The organism is Cardinium endosymbiont of Nabis limbatus (assembly GCF_965196625.1).
Lineage (GTDB): Bacteria > Bacteroidota > Bacteroidia > Cytophagales > Amoebophilaceae > Cardinium.
This window is the reverse complement of the sequence record NZ_OZ239769.1, coordinates 703,507-723,475: the sequence shown is the minus strand read 5'-3', so window position 1 is coordinate 723,475 and position 19,969 is coordinate 703,507. Positions and strand designations below refer to the sequence as shown.

Here is a 19,969-nt window from a genome sequence, read left to right as displayed (position 1 = left end):
ATTTTGTAAATTACATATTGTTAAATTGTCATTAACCATCAAATCTCCGAAAGGCGCTATTACTGAAATGTACAAAAGATACCAATATGCGAATCAATAAGAACTATATGATAGGTGTATTAGCCCTATCTTCTTTGAGTATTTTATACTATGGTTTTTTATTTCTGAAAGGCCACAACCTATTTTCTAAATATAATAACTACAAAGTTTCTTATCCTGTAAATAAAAACCTGTGTGTTTCTGCTCCTGTTAAACTAAAAGGGCATGTAGTAGGCATGGTTACAAAAGTAGAAATCAAGCCTAAGCAGAATTACAGCACATTGGTCACGATTGAAGTAGATAAACAATTTCCTTTGACCCATACCAGTAAAGTTCTGTTAAATAACGCAGGTATGATGGAAGGAAATGCTTTAGAAATTGAGCTAGAAAACGGAGAACCTATTGGTAGGCATCATGTTATTACGGGTCAAATTCATCCTGATTTTAATGATATTCACCTTAAAGCAATGACGACACAGGTAGCAACCATTACGCAAAACCTTATCAAGACAACTGAGGGCGTAAATGCCATTTTAGCCAACCTTGAAAAAACAAGCGACATCCTAAATACAGCCATCTATGGATTTGAAAAAAACATCAATGCCATTGCAAAAAATATAATTTCTATTTCTGTTCCATTAGCAGATCCCAAAAAAGGCATACCAGCTATGTTGCCTATTATGCACAATATGCTTGTAGAAATAGGGGCTATGCCTTTTAAGGATATCTCTTTTAGAATTACCAATATGCTTAAAGAGGTAGAAAAACTGATACAGCATACTTCTAGTGATACTGGAAGCTTCGGACAGTTCATGTATGACCCCACGCTCTATCATAATCTGAATCATAGTGTAGAAAGTTTAAATGCTTTACTTTTTGATGTAAAGAAGCGACCATGGCGCTATGTACACTTTTCCTTATTTGGTTGTAAAATAAATAGGCAAAAATTAAACCATACGGCCGCACTACCCCAAAACAAAAAAAGTAAGGTTCAGCCAATCCCATCAACGTAAAAGGCTTTACCGAATCGGATGGCACCTACAATTGGGGCAAGACATTGCAGTATGTAACCATTGCTCTATACAGTTTAAATGGAAATAATGGCCACATGGCAACCAATAGGGCGCTTGTTCAAAGCATATACTACAAGTACCCTCTTGTGGCACTGTTTGGGTATGCTTTGCTGCTGCCTTTCTTGTCTGCATCTCTTTTAAAATCTGTTTTATTTGTGTAGCACGTGTGGGCAACGGCTGGTTCCTATTCAACCCAAACCAAATAACCAGTGCTAGTATCGAAAGGTAGCCTAAAAAAACAGCAAACCTATTTTCAATTTTATATACCATAGTATGTAGATATGATAAACATAATAGTTTAAGAACTGATCAAAAAATACGCTATTCTGGAAGAAATCCACCCGCTTGCATCTCCCAAAGTTTTGAAAAATGGCCTTTCTTAGCCAAGAGTGCTGGCACGTTTCCATCTTCAATAATTGCGCCTTTATCAAAAACTAAAACCCGATCCATATAATCTAAAGTAGATAAACGGTGCGCAATCACTAGCGTAGTCGCATGTTCCATCACTCTTTTTAAATTATTTTGAATAAATTTTTCAGTAATAGAATCCAGCGCAGAAGTAGCTTCATCCATAATAAGAATGGGTGCATTTTTCAAAATAGCACGTGCAATAGCAATCCGTTGCCGCTGCCCTCCTGAGAGTTTTACACCACGTTCTCCGACCATTGTTTGAAATCCCTTTTCTAGCTCTTCTATAAAACCCATGCAATGGGCCAATTCTGCTGCTTCCACTACCTCTGCGCTGGTCGCATCTAAACGACCATATTGGATGTTCTCAAAAATTGTACGGTGAAAAATAGGCGGATCCTGCGGAACCATGGCAATTTGCGCATGCAAAGAGGCTTGCGTTACTTTTGAAATATCCTGGTTATCGATTAATATTTTTCCACTATTTAGATTGTATAAACGCAGTATTAGATGCACAAAAGTCGTTTTACCTGAACCAGAGTACCCCACTAAACCAACCCTTTCCCCTCCCTTAATATGAACAGAAATTTGGTTATTCGAAAGAAGTCTATTACCTTTCTCTCCATAATAAAAATTCACCCTATCCAAACAAATAGCCCCTTTCTGAACCACCAATGGGGGGGCATCAGGGTGATTTTTGATCTCATGTGGCACACTGAGCAAAGAAAGTGCCGCTTTAGAAACCCCCACCTCTTTGGCAATCTGAGTGATATGAAAAGAGCTATGCCAAATCAACCCCATTAGGTTAAAGAAGGTCATGGTAACGAGCGAACAATCCCCTATGGTAATCCAACTGTTGTTCCATCCATAGACCAATGTAAAAAATGTAATAATCAGAAAGACAAAAGTAAGCAATCCTTTAAAAAAACTTGCTTTTTCAATCGCCCAAGAAGCCTTTTGCGCCTTTTTGATTTCATTGGTTTGGTATTTATTTAAATATTTTAATTCGTAAGCCGCACGCGCAAATAAACGCACCGCCAACATACAGCCAAGGCTATCCACGATTTGGCCATCTAGTTCAGAAATCGCTTCTGCATGTATGCTAGCCTTTTTATTTATGTTGCTAATATTCAAAATGGTTAAGCCCACAAAAATGGCTACAAAAGCAAATAAGATTAGACCAAAAACAGCACTTACCTTAAAAACCAACCCCAAAGAAATAGAGAAAGTAAGCATAGTGCAAAAAAAGTTACTGATTAAAATATCTAAAATATGCTCACACGCACGGGGCAGTTCTGCAATTTTATTGGCCAACCCACCTGTAAAATGTTCAGAAAAATAGCCATGCGATTGACCCTGTGTATAGGAAAGAATACTCTCTCGAATATCTTTCCGAAACTTAGGCCAAACATAAATAGACAAAATGCCATACGCCCTAATGGAAATTTCCATCAGCAACCAAGCGGTTAACAAACCCACTAAAGGAAAGGCTAGTAGACGAAAAGGGGCCTCAATACCTGGTGTAAGTTGTACAAGTGTGTTGATTAATAGCTTAACAAAATAGGGAGATAACGATTCATTCAACGGCCAAAATATTATAGTAAAAAACATAAAACCAAAGCCAATTGGCTGTCGTTTTACAAAATAAAAAATAAAGGTAAAGAGGGTTCGAGGTAAAGCATTTACTTTTTTAGGCATTCTATCTGTATGGATTGTATAGGCTACTAAATATCGTTAAAAAACATGATAGGAATAATATAGATGGTTCTACGCAAAGTAATGCATAAAAATCATAGAAAAAGGATGGCCTATAAAGAAAATGGTCATACCATACAATCCATTACAAAAAATACTGCACATAAGTTCTTTGAAAAATCAAAAAAAATAATTAAATTTAAGGCCTGTTTACTAAGATGCCTGTTTTAATACAACCATTCAAAAGTATCTTTATGCTGTCTTTACAAAGGATATTATATGTTGCAAGTGAGATATCGCCTTTTTTGGAGACTTCTCTTGTGTCAGACTGTGTGCGCAAGCTACCTGAAGCCATGCAAACCAAACAGATTGACGTACGGATTATAGTACCTAAGTTTGGTACCATTAATGACCGTATGAATAGGCTGCATGAAGTGCTGCGTTTATCCGGATCTAGCCTTTCCATAAATGATGTAGACCATTCCATTTCTGTAAAGGTCAGTACAATACCCAGTACACGGCTGCAAGTTTATTTCGTAGATAACAATGATCTATTTGGGAGCAGAAGGTCAGTTTTTGAGGATCATAATAATAATTTTTTTGAGGATAATGACTTGCGCATGATTTTTTTCTGCACAGGTGTAATTGAAACGCTTAAAAAATTAGAGTGGGAAGCAGATATTGTACATTGCCATGATTGGATCACAGCACTTATACCTATTTTTTGGAAGAAGCTTTATCGCGGCCATCCGCTTTTTACAAAAGCCAAGCTTGTTTTTACCGTCTATAACAATACCTTCTCGCACAATTTTCCTTTTCTAGCAGAAAAATTAGCAAAGGTAGGGATTTCCGAGGAAGATGCACTGTGGTTAACCCGTGGTGGTTTCCGTAACATCATTGAGCTAGCAATGCACTATTCCGATTTGGTATTGCGTGGAGAAACACTTGATGCAATTGAATTTGAAGATTTATTCAATGAAAAAGAATTGCCTTGGGTGCAAAACGATGACCAATACAACGAGGAGCATTTTGCCGTTTACAAAAGCCTACTCTCCTCGAAGTGATGGATCCCGTTCAATAGATGCTGGGGCGTAAGGAAGTAAGGTTATGGCTGCTTTTTTGTTTTTTTCCCCTTTTGGGATATAGTAGTAATCAAGACCTATCTATACTACCCAGTAAGCGATCTACCAAGCTGGTGTGCACCATACGTGGACAAGGTTTTATAGACAACAGGGAGTATTTCAATAAAATCATGGAAGGGGAAACCATTTTTGGGTTTCATTTTTTACCCAATTTAACCCTTTCCATAGCCCAAGGGATGGGTCTGAACTTGGGGCTCATTTGGGAGAAGCATTTTGGAGACATCCAACCATGGGCGGGCATTAGACCTGCGCTATCCATCTATTATAGTGACCACACAACCACATTTGTGGCAGGTATTTTTACAGAGCATCCCCCTACCCTACTAGAACCGCTCTACGTAGCGCATAAACCTTTTATGGAGGGGGGTCACTTTAAGCTAGTAAAAAATAAAAGCCATCTATCGGGTTGGCTCAATTGGCTCACTTTGCTATCCAAAAAAGAGAACAAACCCGAAACCTTTACCTTGCATCTAGACGGAGCATACTGCCCAGAAGGTGCTAATAAAAGCATAAACTGCACTATACCCCTTCAACTAGCGGTTTACCACCTAGGTGGGCAAGGTATAGTGGTAAAAGATTATACCTTATGGTGTGGTGCAACTGGCCTTGCCTTACGCTTTCCTGATAGTTTGGGCGGACCAATTGATGGCGCCAGTTACCTATTATTAAACAGGTATGTTAAAACAATAGAGCGACCTTTTCAAAAAGGATGGGCGCACTTCCATACCATTAATTGGTTGATGCCTTTGCTGGGTCTATCGCTGAGTTATTGGTATGCGCATAATTTTTCTTCTGAAAATATGGGCTATCCGCTTTACCAATCCATTCGTATAGAGGATCATAAAGCCGTTTACTATGAAGGCATAAGAAGTCTTTTATTTGTATCTATATATAAAGATTGGACGCCCTACCCAGGTATAACGATTCAAGCACTGATTAGACCCTATTACGATTTTAAAAATAGACTATTGGAGTATAGTTTTTCATGTAAATTAGCCTATGCGCTTAACATTTCATCTACCACCCTACACCATGCCAGTGGATAAACAATGATCTACTGCACAAGTAGTAGGATACAAACCCAACGCATCTTATGGCCCAATTGCTCATCTATCGTGCCTCTGCAGGTTCTGGAAAAACCCACACATTGGTCACCCATTATATTGAATGGGCCCTACGTTATCCAGATGCTTTTAAGCATATCCTAGCGGTAACCTTTACCAATCGCGCAACCCAAGAGATGAAGGAACGGATTCTAGCCTACCTATATCGCCTATCTATTGGAGAAGAAAAGGTGCTACAAGAAAGGCTATGCCAAACAGGATGGACGCCCACTCAACTGCAGCTGCGCAGCAAAGAAGTATTATCGATGATGGTCTATCAGTATGGTGATTTTTCAGTGACCACCATTGATAGTTTCTTCTATAAGATCATTCAATCCTTTGCCCAATCACTTGGGCTGCCGGACCATTTTTCCATCGAGATGGATGAGCCACTCGCTTTACAAGAAACGATAGAAGCGCTATGTAACTTAGATGACCCATTTCTACAAAAATGGATCGTGGACTTTGCATTAACCAAACTAGTAGCTGGTAAAAGCTGGAATGTTAAAAGCAACATTCAGGAACTGGGCAAAGCCCTTTTTGATGCGTCATTTAAGATACATGAAAAAAGATTATTAACTGCTTTTCAGCAGCAAGAAATATGGTCTGGGGCTCTATTGGCCACACAAAAATCGTTGCATGCCTTTGAACACAAGATGCAAAAGATAGGTCAAAATGCGCTAAACCTGCTCAAACAAGAAGGCTTTACACCAGAAGATTTTAGCTATGGTACCAAAGGGGTAATAGGTTATTTTTTAAAATTAGCCAGTAAAAAGGGCTTCCAACCCACCAAACGTGCGCTTATAGGAAGCAATGAACTAAAAAGTTGGTACAGTAGGTCCAAAACCAATGAAGCCGCACATATTGCTAGTGTAGTAAAGCACGCACTTCATCCTTTACTTATGGAAGCCATCACCTTATATGCAGAAGAAGGCTTAGCCTATAGAACCGGAGTAGTAGGGACTCGTTTTACCTATGCTTTTGGTATGATAGGGGCCTTACTGATAGGGCTAGAAGCGTATAGAGCGAAACACAATCTTTTATTTATGTCAGATATTTCTGCCTTGCTCTACCAAACCATTCAGCAGAATGATATCCCTTTCTTATATGAAAAAATAGGCAATCAATTTCATCATTTTCTTATAGATGAGTTTCAAGATCTTTCTCTTTTCCAATGGATGAACATCAAGCCATTGTTGCACAACAGTTTGGCACAAGGCTATACGAGTGTATTAGTAGGCGATGTGAAACAATCTATTTACCGTTGGCGGGGCAGCAATTGGAAAATTTTAAACCACCAGGTAGAAGCGGAATATAAAGAAAGTAGCCTTTACAGTTTAACTAGCAATAGACGCAGCCAAAAGGCGATTGTATTATTTAATAATCATTTCTTTAAAAAAGCCGCAAGCCAGTTGGTTGATTACCTTGAATCAACTTTTCCTTCTATTGATCCATTGCCCTACGAGTTGGCCCAAATGCGACAGGTGTATGATGAGGTAGCGCAAAAAGCAGAGGCGCACAAAGGGGGCTATGTAGAACTTCTTTTGCTGAAACCTGAACCAACAGAGGGTCATCCAGTGGCTTGGCAAACGCAAGCGCAAAAAGCATTGGTAGCGTTGCTAGAAAAGTTGCAAAAAGAGGGCGTTCCAGCAAGAGATATTGTTCTATTGGTTCGGAACAATAGTGAAGCGACCTTGCTGACGGGTTTGTTTAACCATACTACTGGTCCATATAAGGTACAATCGGATCATGCCTATGCTTTATGGAACCATATAGCGATAAAAGTATTGATACATGCATTGTATTATCTTAACGATGAAGATGATTTGATAAACAGGGTCGCCTGGATAGAGGCCTATTGTAGTTGTATGGGAAAGGATTCAGGTATGGGGCACCATGATAGATTTCGCCAAGCAGTAGAGGGTTCAAATGGTATGGAAAGGTTATTGCCTCGATCTTTTTGGGCACAAAAAGACTTTTTAAAAAATCTATCTGTTTATAGCTGTGTAGCGCTGCTGATCAATTGTTTGTTTAGACCACCTCATGGTTTTGGGGATGTATTGGCTTTTTTTCAAAGCATGGTTTTAAATTTTTCGCTTACAGAAGCTGCTTCTATAGAGGCATTTTTAGCTTGGTGGGAAAAAAGAGGTCGAACGATAAAGCTGCCCACCAGCCAGGATGAAAATAGGACTAGGGTAATGACCATCCACCAGTCTAAGGGGCTCGCATTTAAAGTGGTGGTTATGCCTTTCTGCAGCTGGGGTTTGGACCATCCAAATGGACCGATATTATGGAGTGTCAATCATCCACAGCCTGATTTTTTTCCGATATGGCCAGTGAGCTATGGCACAGATTTAAAAGAAACGGATTATGCACAAGACTATTACCTAGAGCAGATGCAAATCTATCTAGATAACCTGAACCTACTTTATGTGGCTTTTACAAGGGCAGAAGCGCAGCTCTATGTGATGGCGCCTCTTCCAGGGCAAAACAAAGGCATGGCTACGATTGCTGATGTAATCTACCAAACGTTGGCAGAGGTGCCATGGGCAGTTGAGGTACAAGAAACGGATCTAGGTACTAGGTTTTCTTTTAGATGATTTGTATTGAGCTGCTTTTTTGTAGTTATACCCCGAGCTGATAGACCTAAATAAGCCGTTCGTATGGCTATCTTTTTATAGCCGCGTTTTGGTTTCCGGCGCTCTGGTTTCGGTTGATAAAAAATTTGGCACACAGTAAAATAATGCAACGAACTGTTTTTTATCGGGACTTCATCTGAATGCAATGTTACTACTACATCCATAACAGTGTGGCCATCATTATTTTCTTCATATAGGTTTGGAGAATGCTTTTTCAACGCATCAAGTGCTAGGATCGGAAATTTTTTAATAAAAAGCAAATAAACACCGTTGAACCTCTATCCATTATAACCACTCAAGCCCTTTCCATTTAGCATCTACCATTCCTTTCCTTACTGCTTTATGAAGCAAAAAAAATAGCCTATCAACCCTTTCCTGAGTAACTACCCAATTTATTTGCTTTTTACAAATTTATTTAATATAATCCTATTATTTATTTATATTATTATATAATTCAATAGTTTAATTCATCTAAAATTAGGTCTAGATCATGGTCATGCATATGCTGTTTTTATTGCCACTGGTGGCATCGTGTAGTGGGTTAGGTAAGCTTACGGTCTATAATATGGATATGGATCATCCAAGTACCAGTAAACAGGAGCCAGTTATGGATCATGAAAGAACAAATAAGACAGAGCAGCTCATGGATGCATACATGCGCAAGGCAGATGAATATGCAGATCAACACGCAAAAGAATATTCCTTTAACAAAATAAACCGTAAACGCTGGGAAGGATATTATACTAGCTTAGTACTTGATTTTGAAGATATCGGTAATATTGGCATACTAATTTCAGATCTTTATAACTATATTCTCCAGCATGATAAGCTACCTTTCCTTGGGCCGGAGGGGAAGCCAGCTGCTAAAAAAGCACAAGAAATTTGGCAGCAGGGCAAACAAGTTTTTGGAAATGAGGAAGAAATATTTAGAAAAGATCCGGAAGGTTTGTTTCTAATCCATAAAAGTTTCAGAAAAATTCCTGAAGCATACAAGCAAAAGTGTCTCAAGATGATCTCGGAGGTCATAGACAGTCTATTGCAAAGCAAACTAGACAAAAAAAAATTATATGAAAGATTAACGCATTTTGAGCAATCCTTTAACAAAGAAGTCTATCCGCACTACAATGAAGAGATGACTTACCTAAAAATATTATTATTGAAATATTTTAATACCATTGATCAAGATACATTTTACTCTGATTTCTACTCGAACTTCACATCTTACTTGCAAACCATTCACGTTCTTTTGCCACTTGTAGTTTGTTCAGGATCTGATGCGATCAAAGATGACTTCTTCAATTTCCTTAAAAAGAAAGATAGATCAATAGATCTGAAGGACTATATTACATGATGAAAGCGCTATATAAGCGTCAGCAGTAAGTAGGATTAAGTGTATCAGCTAATATATAAAGGTAGCTTATGAGCCAATAGCGTCAAACGTCAAATGAATGGGCATATTTTAAATGATTCATTATTTTTACGTGATAAAGAAAATCTGATCCTATCATAGATGAAGCAAAAATTTATATCCAAACCACAACTATCCATAGTAATCGCCAATGCCCTAATGCATTTTGACAATGCTTTATATGGTTATTTGGTTCCGATTATTGCACCGCTTTTTTTCCCGAAAAAAGCGCTAGTAGTCCAGTTGATAGGGGGGTATAGTCCTTTGCTCATTTCCTTTGTAGCCAAGCCAGTTGGATTGCTTGTTTTTAGCAAAATGGCCCAAAACAGAGCAGAAAGTATTGTATTGCGCCATACGCTTTTGGGTATAGGCATCAGTTTAATGGTTATGGGCTGCTTACCAGTCTATCCAGAGGGATCGATATGGAGTATCGTCTGGTTGCTGATGGCTAGAACCTGTGCAGAGTCATGTGCAGCAGGAGAAGGAAACATTGCTAAAATCTACCTGCTGAAAGAGCTGACGATGAAACGGGCTAAAAAACTTTCCGCATGGTATGAAGCCTCTACTATGGTGGGTATTTTATCTGCTGGAGCAGTAGGCAGCTGTCTGGCATGGATCAAAGACCCCCTACCCTACTGGCGTTTGCCCTTTTTAATCGCAGCGCTAGTAACGCTATTGAATGTGCGCTGTAGATTTAGGACAACAGATATGGAAACATGTTGCCACCCTATGGAACAAAAAAAAAACCTATATCTACAACTTTGGCAAGCACGTCAGCCTATTATGCGCATCGCTATAGTGGCTGGATTTGGTTACGTTGCTTATACGATTCCTTTTCTATTTATGAATAGTTTTGTGCCCATGGTCACCACGATTAGCTATTCCACTATGATGCAATACCTTCCTATTTTTATGGTATTAGATATCATATTAATTGGTTGGATCGCTAAAGTGGCACACAACTATGATCACAACAACCTTATGGCCATAGCCAGTGGCTTGGTTGCTTTATCGATTATTCCTCTTTTTGCCGGATTACCAGAGGCCTCTATGGCTTATGTAACCGTTGTACGTTGTTGGCTGATCTTTTGGGGCGTAGTCTTTAGCTGCTTTTTAACGATTTGGGCCAAAGAGCAAGTAGCTAGCGCAACACCTTATGCCACAATAGGATTCGCTACAGTCTTGGGCAGCAGTTTGTTTGGAAAGCCTGCTGCGGCGATCTGTTTCTACCTTTTTTATAGCTATAATAGCCCCATAGCGCCTGCCTGTTATATAGCGCTATTGGCTTTTGTGGCTATGCTCATTATGGCTGACTCTGCATCAGCATAACAATAAAGAGATCCTACCCTAGGATAACGCCTATTTTTTGAAATTTTTATTTTTTTGTTTAAATTTGGGAATCTGGTTCTTTATTAGACCTCTTTGAGAGCCTATTTGTGGGGCACACCTTTTAAGAGAAACGCAGTCGAGCACCGCAAAATACTAGCTATATTTGAGGAGTATAGACAAAATTTAGCGCCAAAATGGGTATCAGAAAAAGGTTTTCAAAGAGGTCCATTAGCCGAATGGCTATATAAGGCTAGTTGTATATGGTGAATGTAGCTCAGCTGGTTAGAGCATTGGTTTGTGGTACCAAGGGTCGCGGGTTCGAATCCCGTCTTTCACCCGTTTTAATACAGTTTATATACTATTTTAAGTAAACGCATCTTAATGCTATTAATTATGAATCATATAAAAAGTATCTGTAAAACAATTGTTTTATTTAGTTTAGTGGGTGTATCTATGACATGCTGCTCGGGGGGCAAAAAGGATTCTACATCTAGATCATTGCTAAATATTATTGGACCTGTAACCATACCAAAAGGTATGGAAAAGTCTGATGGAGCGCGCAAACAAAAACTTATAACAGGTATACTAGAAAGCTACTGTAAGGATAAATCTGCTAAAGCATTCCCACATGTACCTGAAGCATTTATTAAAAGCAAGTTCGATACGGCGTTTCAGGAGAAACTTTTTAAGCTATCTTCTAAGGAACTTCAAGAGTTATCTGATTGCCTTAAAAAGGAATCGGAAGCAAAAGAAGCTTATTCTAAGCTAGAAAAAGCTTTCGGTAAGAAAAACCCCAAATCTGAAAAAGCAGGTGGTCAGCAAAATATAAAGACAATTCAGGAGCTTTATACAGTATATCAAGGGTATCTTAAAGATGTTCAACTAAAGCTTATAAATCCTCAGTTTAATAGGGTGAAGCAAAAGAACGAAAACGAGTTGGCTCAGTTAACTAACCACCGAGAAAAGTTTCAGAAACTTTCTGCTCAAGATCAGACAGCATTACAGCCTCTTCTCGAGCAAGCGACAACTTTATGGAAAGAAGTGATAACAGCCTCAAGGCCATTAATGGATAATGCCTTGCCTATATTCTACGATGCCATCCACTCAATTGAGGAAGAAGAGCTAAAAAGAAGTGATAAGTCAGCTGGTAAAAAAGAGCCGGGGGTAGATGGGAAGAATCCTAATTCAAGTGGTGGTAAAACAGATTCTAAAGGAGGGTCTGGGGAGCCTGAGAAGAGTTCTGATACAAGTGATAAAGGAGGTTCTGAAGAAGGCTCGGGGGTAGCTGAGGAGAGTTCTAGTGCAAGTGGTGGAAAAGGTCCTGAAGGAAAGGTGGAGGGACCTAGGAAAGGTGCTAGTACAAGTGTTGGAGAGGGTTCTGAAAGAAAGTCGGGGGAAGCTGGGAAGGGTTCTGATCAAAGTGATAAAGGAGGTTCTGAAGAAGGAAGGCCGGGGGCATTTTCTGAAGAAAATCAAGATAATAATAATGCAAATTATGCAGAAAATGTAAAAAATCCTGAAACAATATCAGCTAGCTCATCTCCTGTAATAGAGGTTGCTTCAAGTAAAAATAATGACAATGACAATAGCACAACTAATCAAAATGATACTGACCAGAGCCCTGACTCAGTAGTAAAAGAAAAAGAAGAAATAAAAAATAGTTTACAAAACCTATTAGCATACAACAAGAAACAGTATAAGAATGTAATTAAAGCTATTAGCACGTTTGTTAATGGTATAGATATTGAACAGCTCAAGTCTATAGAATCTGTTTTACAAGATCCCAAAAGTGACCAAAATACTAAGAGAAATAAACTTTTAACTGAACTTAATAACATTAAAAATGTATCGAATGTAGATAACGCATTAAGTACAATCAAAACAAGAATCAACAATCAACTGAAAGAGACTAATACTTCTAAAAAAAAACAATAAAAGCCATACCTTTTAAGGGTATTGAGGGTTAATACTATGGCAAATATAAGCCCTAAGCAAACTACTGCGTGCCTCATGCTTTATCGGCGGACGGCAGAACACGCAATAGCGTCAACTTAAAGCATTTATATTGAATTTTTTGCCTGATAAATAGGATGATACGCCTACCCCTTTTTACAATGGACGGGGGTTTTCTTGTTTTGTAGCATAGCTACAATGAAAAGACGTGTTTTTTCTATTTTACAGCGGCACTGGAGTATACAAACAATCCATTTGCATCTCTGAGCTAGCATAGCGTTTCCTTAAGTTGACGCCATTGGCAGAACACGGGCAAAGAGCAGCTAAACCAAATTCCATAAAAACGATGTATCTTGTATGTCGAGTCCTATATCATCAAAAAATATACGCTATGGAAAAGAGTACCCCAAAAATAAACTTAGTCTTCAAAAAAATATTTGGTATAGAAGAAAATAAGGATCTCCTGATTGCCTTAATAAATGCTACCGTTGCGCCAGAAGATCAAGTCGTAGAGGTTACCCTACCCAACCCCTATAACCCAAAAAATTTTATAAATGATAACCTATCTATACTAGATATAAAAGCAATAGGTGAAACAGGTAAAAAATTTAATATAGAAATCCAAATCATCGATCATGCAGATTATGACAAGCCTGCCTTATATCATTGGGCCAAGCGCTATGCCGATAAATTAAAAGCTTCCCAACCCTACTCTACCCTACATAAAGCCATAGCCATTCATATCCTTCACTTTATGTCTATCGCAGATAGCAAGAAGTATCATAATACATTCCATATCACAGAAGAAGAAAACGGTCTGCCCTACTTTACCAATTTAGAATTGCATACCATAGAACTTTCTAAGTTCAGTAATGATCCCAATGAAAATCTCAACACCTTATTGACAAAGATAAAAACCTCTTTAGACATTTGGACTGCTTTTCTTACCCGTCACGACTTACTCCATAAAGACAACTTACCCCAACCATTGGCGAACAGCAGCCTCAAGAAGGCTTTGCATGTTTTAGAGACAATGTACCTTACCGATGAGGAAAGAATCTACTATGAAGACCGCTTAAAATGGTGGAGAATAGAAGCCAATACAATAGAAAAATTGCAAAAACAAGCAAAAGAAGAGGGATCCAAAGAGGTCATCCACCTTACTGGTTTGTCGAAAGCGCATATCCAGGAACTTATATAACAAATTAGCCCTTAGGGCCCATAGATCATATCCTTTAACCATGCATCACTTTTGCCATTTACATTGCCATACAGAATACTCCCTATTGGATGGAGCCGCCAAAGTAGCACGTTTGGTAGCAGCCAATAAACAGTTGGGAATGAATGCATTAGCCATTACAGACCATGGCAATATGTTTGGCGTGCCCCAATTTGTAGCTACAGCCGCTAAAGAAGGAGTAAAACCCATTATAGGCTGCGAGTTCTATATGGCAGCTGATCGGCATGACCATAAAGATAAAACCCGTTACCATCAGTTGTTGTTGGCCAAAAATGCCATAGGCTATCAAAACATTACCAAATTATGTTCGCTAGGTTTTTTAGAAGGCTATTATTACAAACCCCGCATCGATAAAGCTTTACTCAAACAATATAAAGAAGGCCTCATCGCCACTACCTGTTGCCTGGGTGCAGAAATTCCTAAAACCATTATACGCCATGGTGAAGCAGCTGCTGAAAAGATTTTTGTAGAATGGTTGGAGCTATTTGGTGAAGACTACTACATAGAACTGCAAAGACATGGCATCAAAGAACAAGAAATCTGCAATGCCCTATTGCTCCGCTGGGCTGAAAAATATAATGTAAAAGTCATCGCTACCAATGATGTCCACTACATTGCGCAACAAGACAGCCTTGCCCAAGATGTATTGCTCTGCTTACAGACCGGGAAAGACTACAACGATCCCAATCGAATGCGTTTTAGCAACGATCAATTCTTTTTAAAGTCGCCAGTAGAGATGGCGCAGCTTTTTTCAGATGTCCCAGCGGCAATTACCAATACCCAGACATTGATAGAAAAAATAGAAACCCCCTCCTTGACCCGTGATGTACTACTGCCTATTTTTCAACTGCCCAGTGGATTTTCAGATCCCAACCGCTACCTCACCCATTTGGCCTTTTCCGGCGCCCGTGTTAAGTATGGAACCATTTCTGAAGAAGTAGAAAGCAGACTCAACTATGAACTAGCCATTATTGCCCAAACCGGTTTTGCCGGCTATTTTTTAATTGTACAAGACTTTATTCAGGCCGCGGTAACCCTAGACGTCATCGTAGGGCCAGGAAGAGGCTCCGTAGCAGGCTCACTCGTTGCCTTCTGTATAGGCATCACCAAAATAGACCCCCTGCGCTACAATCTCCTTTTTGAACGCTTTTTAAATCCAGAACGGGTCTCTATGCCCGATATAGATGTAGACTTTGACGATGAAGGTCGTAAAAAAGTAATTGATTATGTGATTCAAAAATATGGTAAAAACCAAGTAGCCTCGATTATTACCTTTGGTAGCATGGCCGCTAAGTCGGCCATACGCGATGTAGCACGTGTCTTGGGTGTGCCTTTGGCGCGAGCCAACTATATGACCAAGTTGATACCAGACAAATTAGGCATTACCTTATCAGAAGCCTTTGAGGAAGTAAAAGAACTCGCTGAAATCAAAAAAGCCCTTACTACGCCAGAAGGTAAAGTGCTCGATTTAGCTGAAAGATTAGAAGGACTGGTGCGCCATACAGGTATCCACGCAGCAGGCATCATCATTGCCCCCGACGATATTGTAGAATACATCCCCGTAAAAACAGATAAAAATTCAGACCTATTGGTTACCCAATATGACGGATCAGTATTAGAAGGGACCGGCATGTTAAAAATGGACTTTTTAGGGCTCAAGACACTGAGTATCATTAAAGATGCGCTGCTATTGATCCAGCAAAACAGAAACGTTTCCATAAATATAGATGAGATACCATTAGACGACCCTATTGCCTTTCAACTATACCAATCCGGTAATACCAAAGGCACCTTCCAATTTGAATCAGAAGGCATGCGCCAATGGCTGATGAAACTGCAACCCACCACTATGGAAGAGCTGATTGCCATGAATGCCCTCTATAGGCCAGGCCCCATGCAGTTTATTCCTAATTTTATTGCCCGCAAACATGGCAAAGAAGCCATTGAATACCCCCATCCCCTTTTAGAATCCATTCTAAAGCCCACCTATGGCATTATGATTTACCAAGAACAGATCATACAAACCGCACAACGCATGGCAGGCTATACCCTAGGTGGTGCCGATTTACTCCGTAAAGCCATGGGTAAAAAAAATGCAGCAGAAATGGCTAGGCAACGCGATATCTTTGTAACAGGCGCCGCCCAAAAACATCAGATCCCTAAAGAAAAAGCATTAGCCGTCTTTGAAATCATGGAAAAATTTGCCCAATATGGTTTCAACCGTTCCCATGCAGCAGCCTATTCCCTGATTGCCTACCAAACCGCTTATTTAAAAGCCCATTATCCTACCGAATATATGGCCGCTGTATTAACCCACAACCAAGGCGATATTGAAAAAATTGCTTTCTTTATGGAAGAAAGCCGCCAGCAAGGACTCTCTGTATTAGGGCCCGATATCAATAAAAGTCAAGTCAATTTTAGTGCCGGTCTTCATAAAGAAATCAGATTTGGATTAGGCGCCATTAAAGGAGCGGGTGAAGCAGCCGTTACCGCCATTATAGCAGCAAGGGCGCAGAAAGGCGCTTTTGAGGATATTTTTGATTTTATCGAGTCCATCCAACTGAAAAGCGTCAATAAAAAAACCATGGAGTCGCTTGCCTTATCGGGTGCCTTTGATACCTTTAAAGGGGTACACAGAAGACAATATGTCTATGAAGCAGCCGGCAGCAGCTTTATAGAAAAAGTAATCCAATACCGCAACCGCATCCAAAAAGAGCGGATGGAGGCCCTTCAATCGCTCTTTGCAGCCAGTGGCTATAGCCAAATTAAAAAGCCAGAACCCGTTGACTGTGCACCTTATGAACCATTGGAACAATTGCGTATCGAGAAGGAGTTGGTCGGCTTTTATATCTCTGGCCATCCATTGGATCCATTTAAAATAGATATAGCAAGCTTCTGCAATGTAACCACACAAAATATATTAGCTACCAGTCGCAAAGCAGTAACCATAGCCGGTATACTTACGGATGCTACCATTAAACAAAATGGCAAAGGCAATGCCTTTGCATTGCTCACATTAGATGATTACCATGGTTCATTTAATTTTGCGCTTTTTGGGGAAGACTATTTAAAACACAAACATCTATTAGAAGCCGGTAAACTCCTCTTCCTAACAGGCCATGTAGCCCCACGCTATGGCAAGCAAGAAACACAAACCTTTAAGCCCCAAACCATTCATCTCCTAGAAGAGATGCGGGAAAGAATGGCCAAAGGCATCCATTTAACACTCAAACAACACCATATCAACCCATCATTGGTTGATGCATTAGAAGCTTCTATCAAACAGCATCCAGGCAAATTTTTTGTAAAGCTATCCATTATAGATGATGAAGACCAAATCACCATTCCCACCCTCTCTACCCAATACCGTGTCGCACTCAACAATGCACTATTTGAGCTACTCAACGAGCACGCTATAGATTTTTATCTATCTACTTAATGATTTATAGCTGATCTATTGGTTATTTCGTTTTGCATTTTAATATTTAAAGCTTAAATTTAAAGAAGACATTTTTAAACCAATTTTTTGGCATCTATACAGACGTATATAAACAGTATTGCACAAAAATTGAACATAAAAGATTAATATGCATATGAACAGCCCTAAAAATTTTTCTTTTACCTTATTAGATGGCACTACCTTTCATCTTTGTAATGGCGTACCTCAAGTTGTTTTAGTCGTCAACACTGCCTCACGCTGTGGCTTTGCCCGGCAGTTTGAGGCACTACAAAAGCTACACGATCGTTATCACGCCAAGGGCTTTACCGTGTTGGGTGTATCCTCTCAAAGCTTTGGCAAGCAAGAATCCGATCTACCTGCTGATATCGCAGCTGCTGTACAAAACAAATGTAGTGTAGTAAGCTTTCCTATTACGCAGCTAACCGCTGTTCGTGGCAAAGCCATTCATCCATTTTATGCATGGGCGGCTACACAAGTCTCTTTATTAGGTCGTCCAAAATGGAACTTTCATAAGTATTTGATAGGAAAAGATGGCCAACTCATTACATGGTTTTCCTCTACAACAGACCCGCTAGCCCCAAAGGTAATAGAAGCAGTAGAGGCTGCACTAGATAACGGATAACGCGTCATTCCCTTCCGCTTATGCGCTCCACATAAGCAATGGCTTTTTACACCATAATGACTTTTCAATCAATTCTTTACAGTTATACTTTTAAGCCTAAAACCCAGTAGATTATAGTTACAGAATTGCAAAAATTTGGAATTCTAAGTAAAAAAATATATGATTTAAGAACAAGTATGGCCTTGTTTTTGTAAGTTTAAAACTTCACTAAAATGGAATATAATACCCATAGTACCTCTGACCATACCCCCCCCTATAGGGGCGATTCAAACTGTAATAAGACCAATATAGCTCTGGCGATGCCCACCCGTTTCTCTCTTCAAAAGCTTCTATCTACCCTTTTTTTTATTATAGCATGTCCCGCTTGTCTGCTATGCGCTGTAGGGTTCACGTGTCGTTCAAAAAACAATAAAGAACGGCCCAACACAACCCATAAGCATCAAGCAATCAGGCCATTGAATAATTCTAGACAAAACACAGAAAAGAAACTTGCACAGCAACCTACTAAAGGTATCAATGGTCTGGGCAGCTACAACAATATAACAGATCCTAATCCTCTTTATAAAAGAAACAATGACACTATTCATCAGTTTTATCATTCCAGCGCTCTATCAAGACAATCATCAATAGACAGCGGCATAGGACCTGATGCTGAATCAGAAAGATCATCCTTAAAAAACGATCAGCTATTAGATGCTTTGGCTCAACCTAAGGGTAATAATGCACCTGCTCAGGATCATTCTATTGCTGCCAACGCCAATCAGGAATCAACGAAGGAAACAGAACAAAGGCAGCCCGACACAGACGCGACTTATACAAGATCTCTTTGTTCGAACACATCAAACTATATAAAAACATTCATAACCCTACAAAAAGAAGTAATAGAGATAATGAAGCGCAAAACAGTTTGTCTATCAAACGATGCATTACAAAAAACAATCAGGCAATTATTAGACGATACATTACAAAATACAATAACGCCATTATCAAGCCAAGAAATCGAATCAGCGTTAACGCACATTTCAAATTTAGAAGCAGGAACAGAAGGATATGAGCAGTTAGACAACAAAGCATTTACTAAAGATATCACTCAAGCTACCATAGCAATAGAAAAATTAGCAACAACTGTATACGACCAAAACAAGAATATACCTAAGTATCTATCATTAAGTTTATCATTAGATGCATTCTACCAACAGGCCTTCTTATTGATAGATTCCTTGGAGTACATAGAATATATGCTAAAATTACAACCTACAGATTACAATCCAAAAGAATTATTGACTAAAAATGCCATGCAAGTAAAGGAGATGCAGGCAAAGCAATTAAATAATATCACCAAGTTAAAAGATAGCGCATTAAATTTAAAAGATAGACTAACAAAAGCAAATCAATCATTAGAAAAATTAGAGAAGTTAGACCAAATAGAAGAAGATTTGGAAAACTTAATTATTAATAATAACGATTTAAGACCTAATATAGCACCTCTAATAGCCAATCAAGAATCATTAAGCAGACTGATACAAAAAGTAAATGGTATACAAGACTTAGCCAGCAGGTTAGAAAAAGAAATACGACCAGAAGCAGAAAAAATGATTAAGGAAGCAAAAGAAATAATCAAGCAAGTAGAAAAAATAATAGAGGAAGTAAAAGAAATGATCAAGCAAGCAGAAGAAATGCAGCAGTTGATACAACTCATAGAGCCATGCTACGATTCCGGATATGAAGAAGCATACGCCTAAAAAAATGGAGCCGCTCTATTCAAAATGGAGCTTTCTAAAAACAGGTAAAACCCCTTGATTTTATTATAAAAATTTCTTAGAATTGCCATTTGAATGGGTCTTATGAAATGTAGACA

Annotated in this window: 13 protein-coding genes and 1 tRNA gene; 12 read left to right on the top strand and 2 right to left on the bottom strand. The window is 39.0% G+C overall.

The window, feature by feature from the left end; all coding sequences use genetic code 11:
• The first annotated feature begins 86 nt into the window (after positions 1 to 86).
• Positions 87 to 1,052, top strand: a complete 966-nt coding sequence (locus ACOALF_RS03335) for an MlaD family protein (RefSeq protein ID WP_419241096.1) — start codon at positions 87 to 89, stop codon at positions 1,050 to 1,052.
• Between the two features lie 6 nt (positions 1,053 to 1,058).
• Here ACOALF_RS03335 and ACOALF_RS03330 read toward each other — a convergent pair whose 3' ends face one another.
• Complete coding sequence (locus ACOALF_RS03330) at positions 1,059 to 1,382, bottom strand: RING finger domain-containing protein (RefSeq protein ID WP_419241095.1); 324 nt, start codon at positions 1,380 to 1,382, stop codon at positions 1,059 to 1,061.
• A gap of 51 nt (positions 1,383 to 1,433) precedes the next feature.
• Entirely contained in the window at positions 1,434 to 3,131 is a 1,698-nt protein-coding gene (locus ACOALF_RS03325; RefSeq protein WP_419241094.1) for an ABC transporter ATP-binding protein, read from the bottom strand.
• A 338-nt stretch (positions 3,132 to 3,469) separates the two neighbouring features.
• Here ACOALF_RS03325 and ACOALF_RS03320 point away from each other — a divergent pair, with 338 nt between their 5' ends.
• The 11 genes from ACOALF_RS03320 (at position 3,470) to ACOALF_RS03270 (ending at position 19,853) form a co-directional block, all read left to right on the top strand.
• Positions 3,470 to 4,279 (top strand): glycogen/starch synthase, encoded by an 810-nt coding sequence (locus ACOALF_RS03320; protein ID WP_419241093.1) that lies wholly within the window; start codon positions 3,470 to 3,472, stop codon positions 4,277 to 4,279.
• Between the two features lie 17 nt (positions 4,280 to 4,296).
• On the top strand, positions 4,297 to 5,403 hold the full coding sequence (locus tag ACOALF_RS03315; protein ID WP_419241092.1) for a hypothetical protein: 1,107 nt from the start codon (positions 4,297 to 4,299) through the stop codon (positions 5,401 to 5,403).
• Positions 5,404 to 5,450: 47 nt separating this feature from the next.
• Positions 5,451 to 8,060: a UvrD-helicase domain-containing protein gene (locus tag ACOALF_RS03310; RefSeq protein WP_419241091.1), complete on the top strand. Its 2,610-nt coding sequence runs from the start codon at positions 5,451 to 5,453 to the stop codon at positions 8,058 to 8,060.
• A gap of 535 nt (positions 8,061 to 8,595) precedes the next feature.
• The gene (locus ACOALF_RS03305; protein ID WP_419241090.1) at positions 8,596 to 9,450 is read left to right on the top strand and encodes a hypothetical protein; all 855 of its coding nucleotides are present in this window, start codon (positions 8,596 to 8,598) and stop codon (positions 9,448 to 9,450) included.
• A 159-nt stretch (positions 9,451 to 9,609) separates the two neighbouring features.
• Positions 9,610 to 10,836: a hypothetical protein gene (locus tag ACOALF_RS03300; RefSeq protein WP_419241089.1), complete on the top strand. Its 1,227-nt coding sequence runs from the start codon at positions 9,610 to 9,612 to the stop codon at positions 10,834 to 10,836.
• Positions 10,837 to 11,098: 262 nt separating this feature from the next.
• Positions 11,099 to 11,174, top strand: a tRNA-His gene (locus ACOALF_RS03295).
• A gap of 199 nt (positions 11,175 to 11,373) precedes the next feature.
• Positions 11,374 to 12,771: a hypothetical protein gene (locus ACOALF_RS03290; RefSeq protein ID WP_419241088.1), complete on the top strand. Its 1,398-nt coding sequence runs from the start codon at positions 11,374 to 11,376 to the stop codon at positions 12,769 to 12,771.
• 409 nt (positions 12,772 to 13,180) lie between these two features.
• On the top strand, positions 13,181 to 13,990 hold the full coding sequence (locus tag ACOALF_RS03285; protein WP_419241087.1) for an Rpn family recombination-promoting nuclease/putative transposase: 810 nt from the start codon (positions 13,181 to 13,183) through the stop codon (positions 13,988 to 13,990).
• Positions 13,991 to 14,030: 40 nt separating this feature from the next.
• On the top strand, positions 14,031 to 17,468 hold the full coding sequence (gene dnaE / locus ACOALF_RS03280; protein WP_419241086.1) for a DNA polymerase III subunit alpha: 3,438 nt from the start codon (positions 14,031 to 14,033) through the stop codon (positions 17,466 to 17,468).
• Between the two features lie 154 nt (positions 17,469 to 17,622).
• The gene (locus ACOALF_RS03275; RefSeq protein ID WP_419241085.1) at positions 17,623 to 18,111 is read left to right on the top strand and encodes a glutathione peroxidase; all 489 of its coding nucleotides are present in this window, start codon (positions 17,623 to 17,625) and stop codon (positions 18,109 to 18,111) included.
• 212 nt (positions 18,112 to 18,323) lie between these two features.
• Positions 18,324 to 19,853, top strand: a complete 1,530-nt coding sequence (locus ACOALF_RS03270; protein ID WP_419241084.1) for a hypothetical protein — start codon at positions 18,324 to 18,326, stop codon at positions 19,851 to 19,853.
• The last annotated feature ends 116 nt before the right edge of the window (positions 19,854 to 19,969 follow it).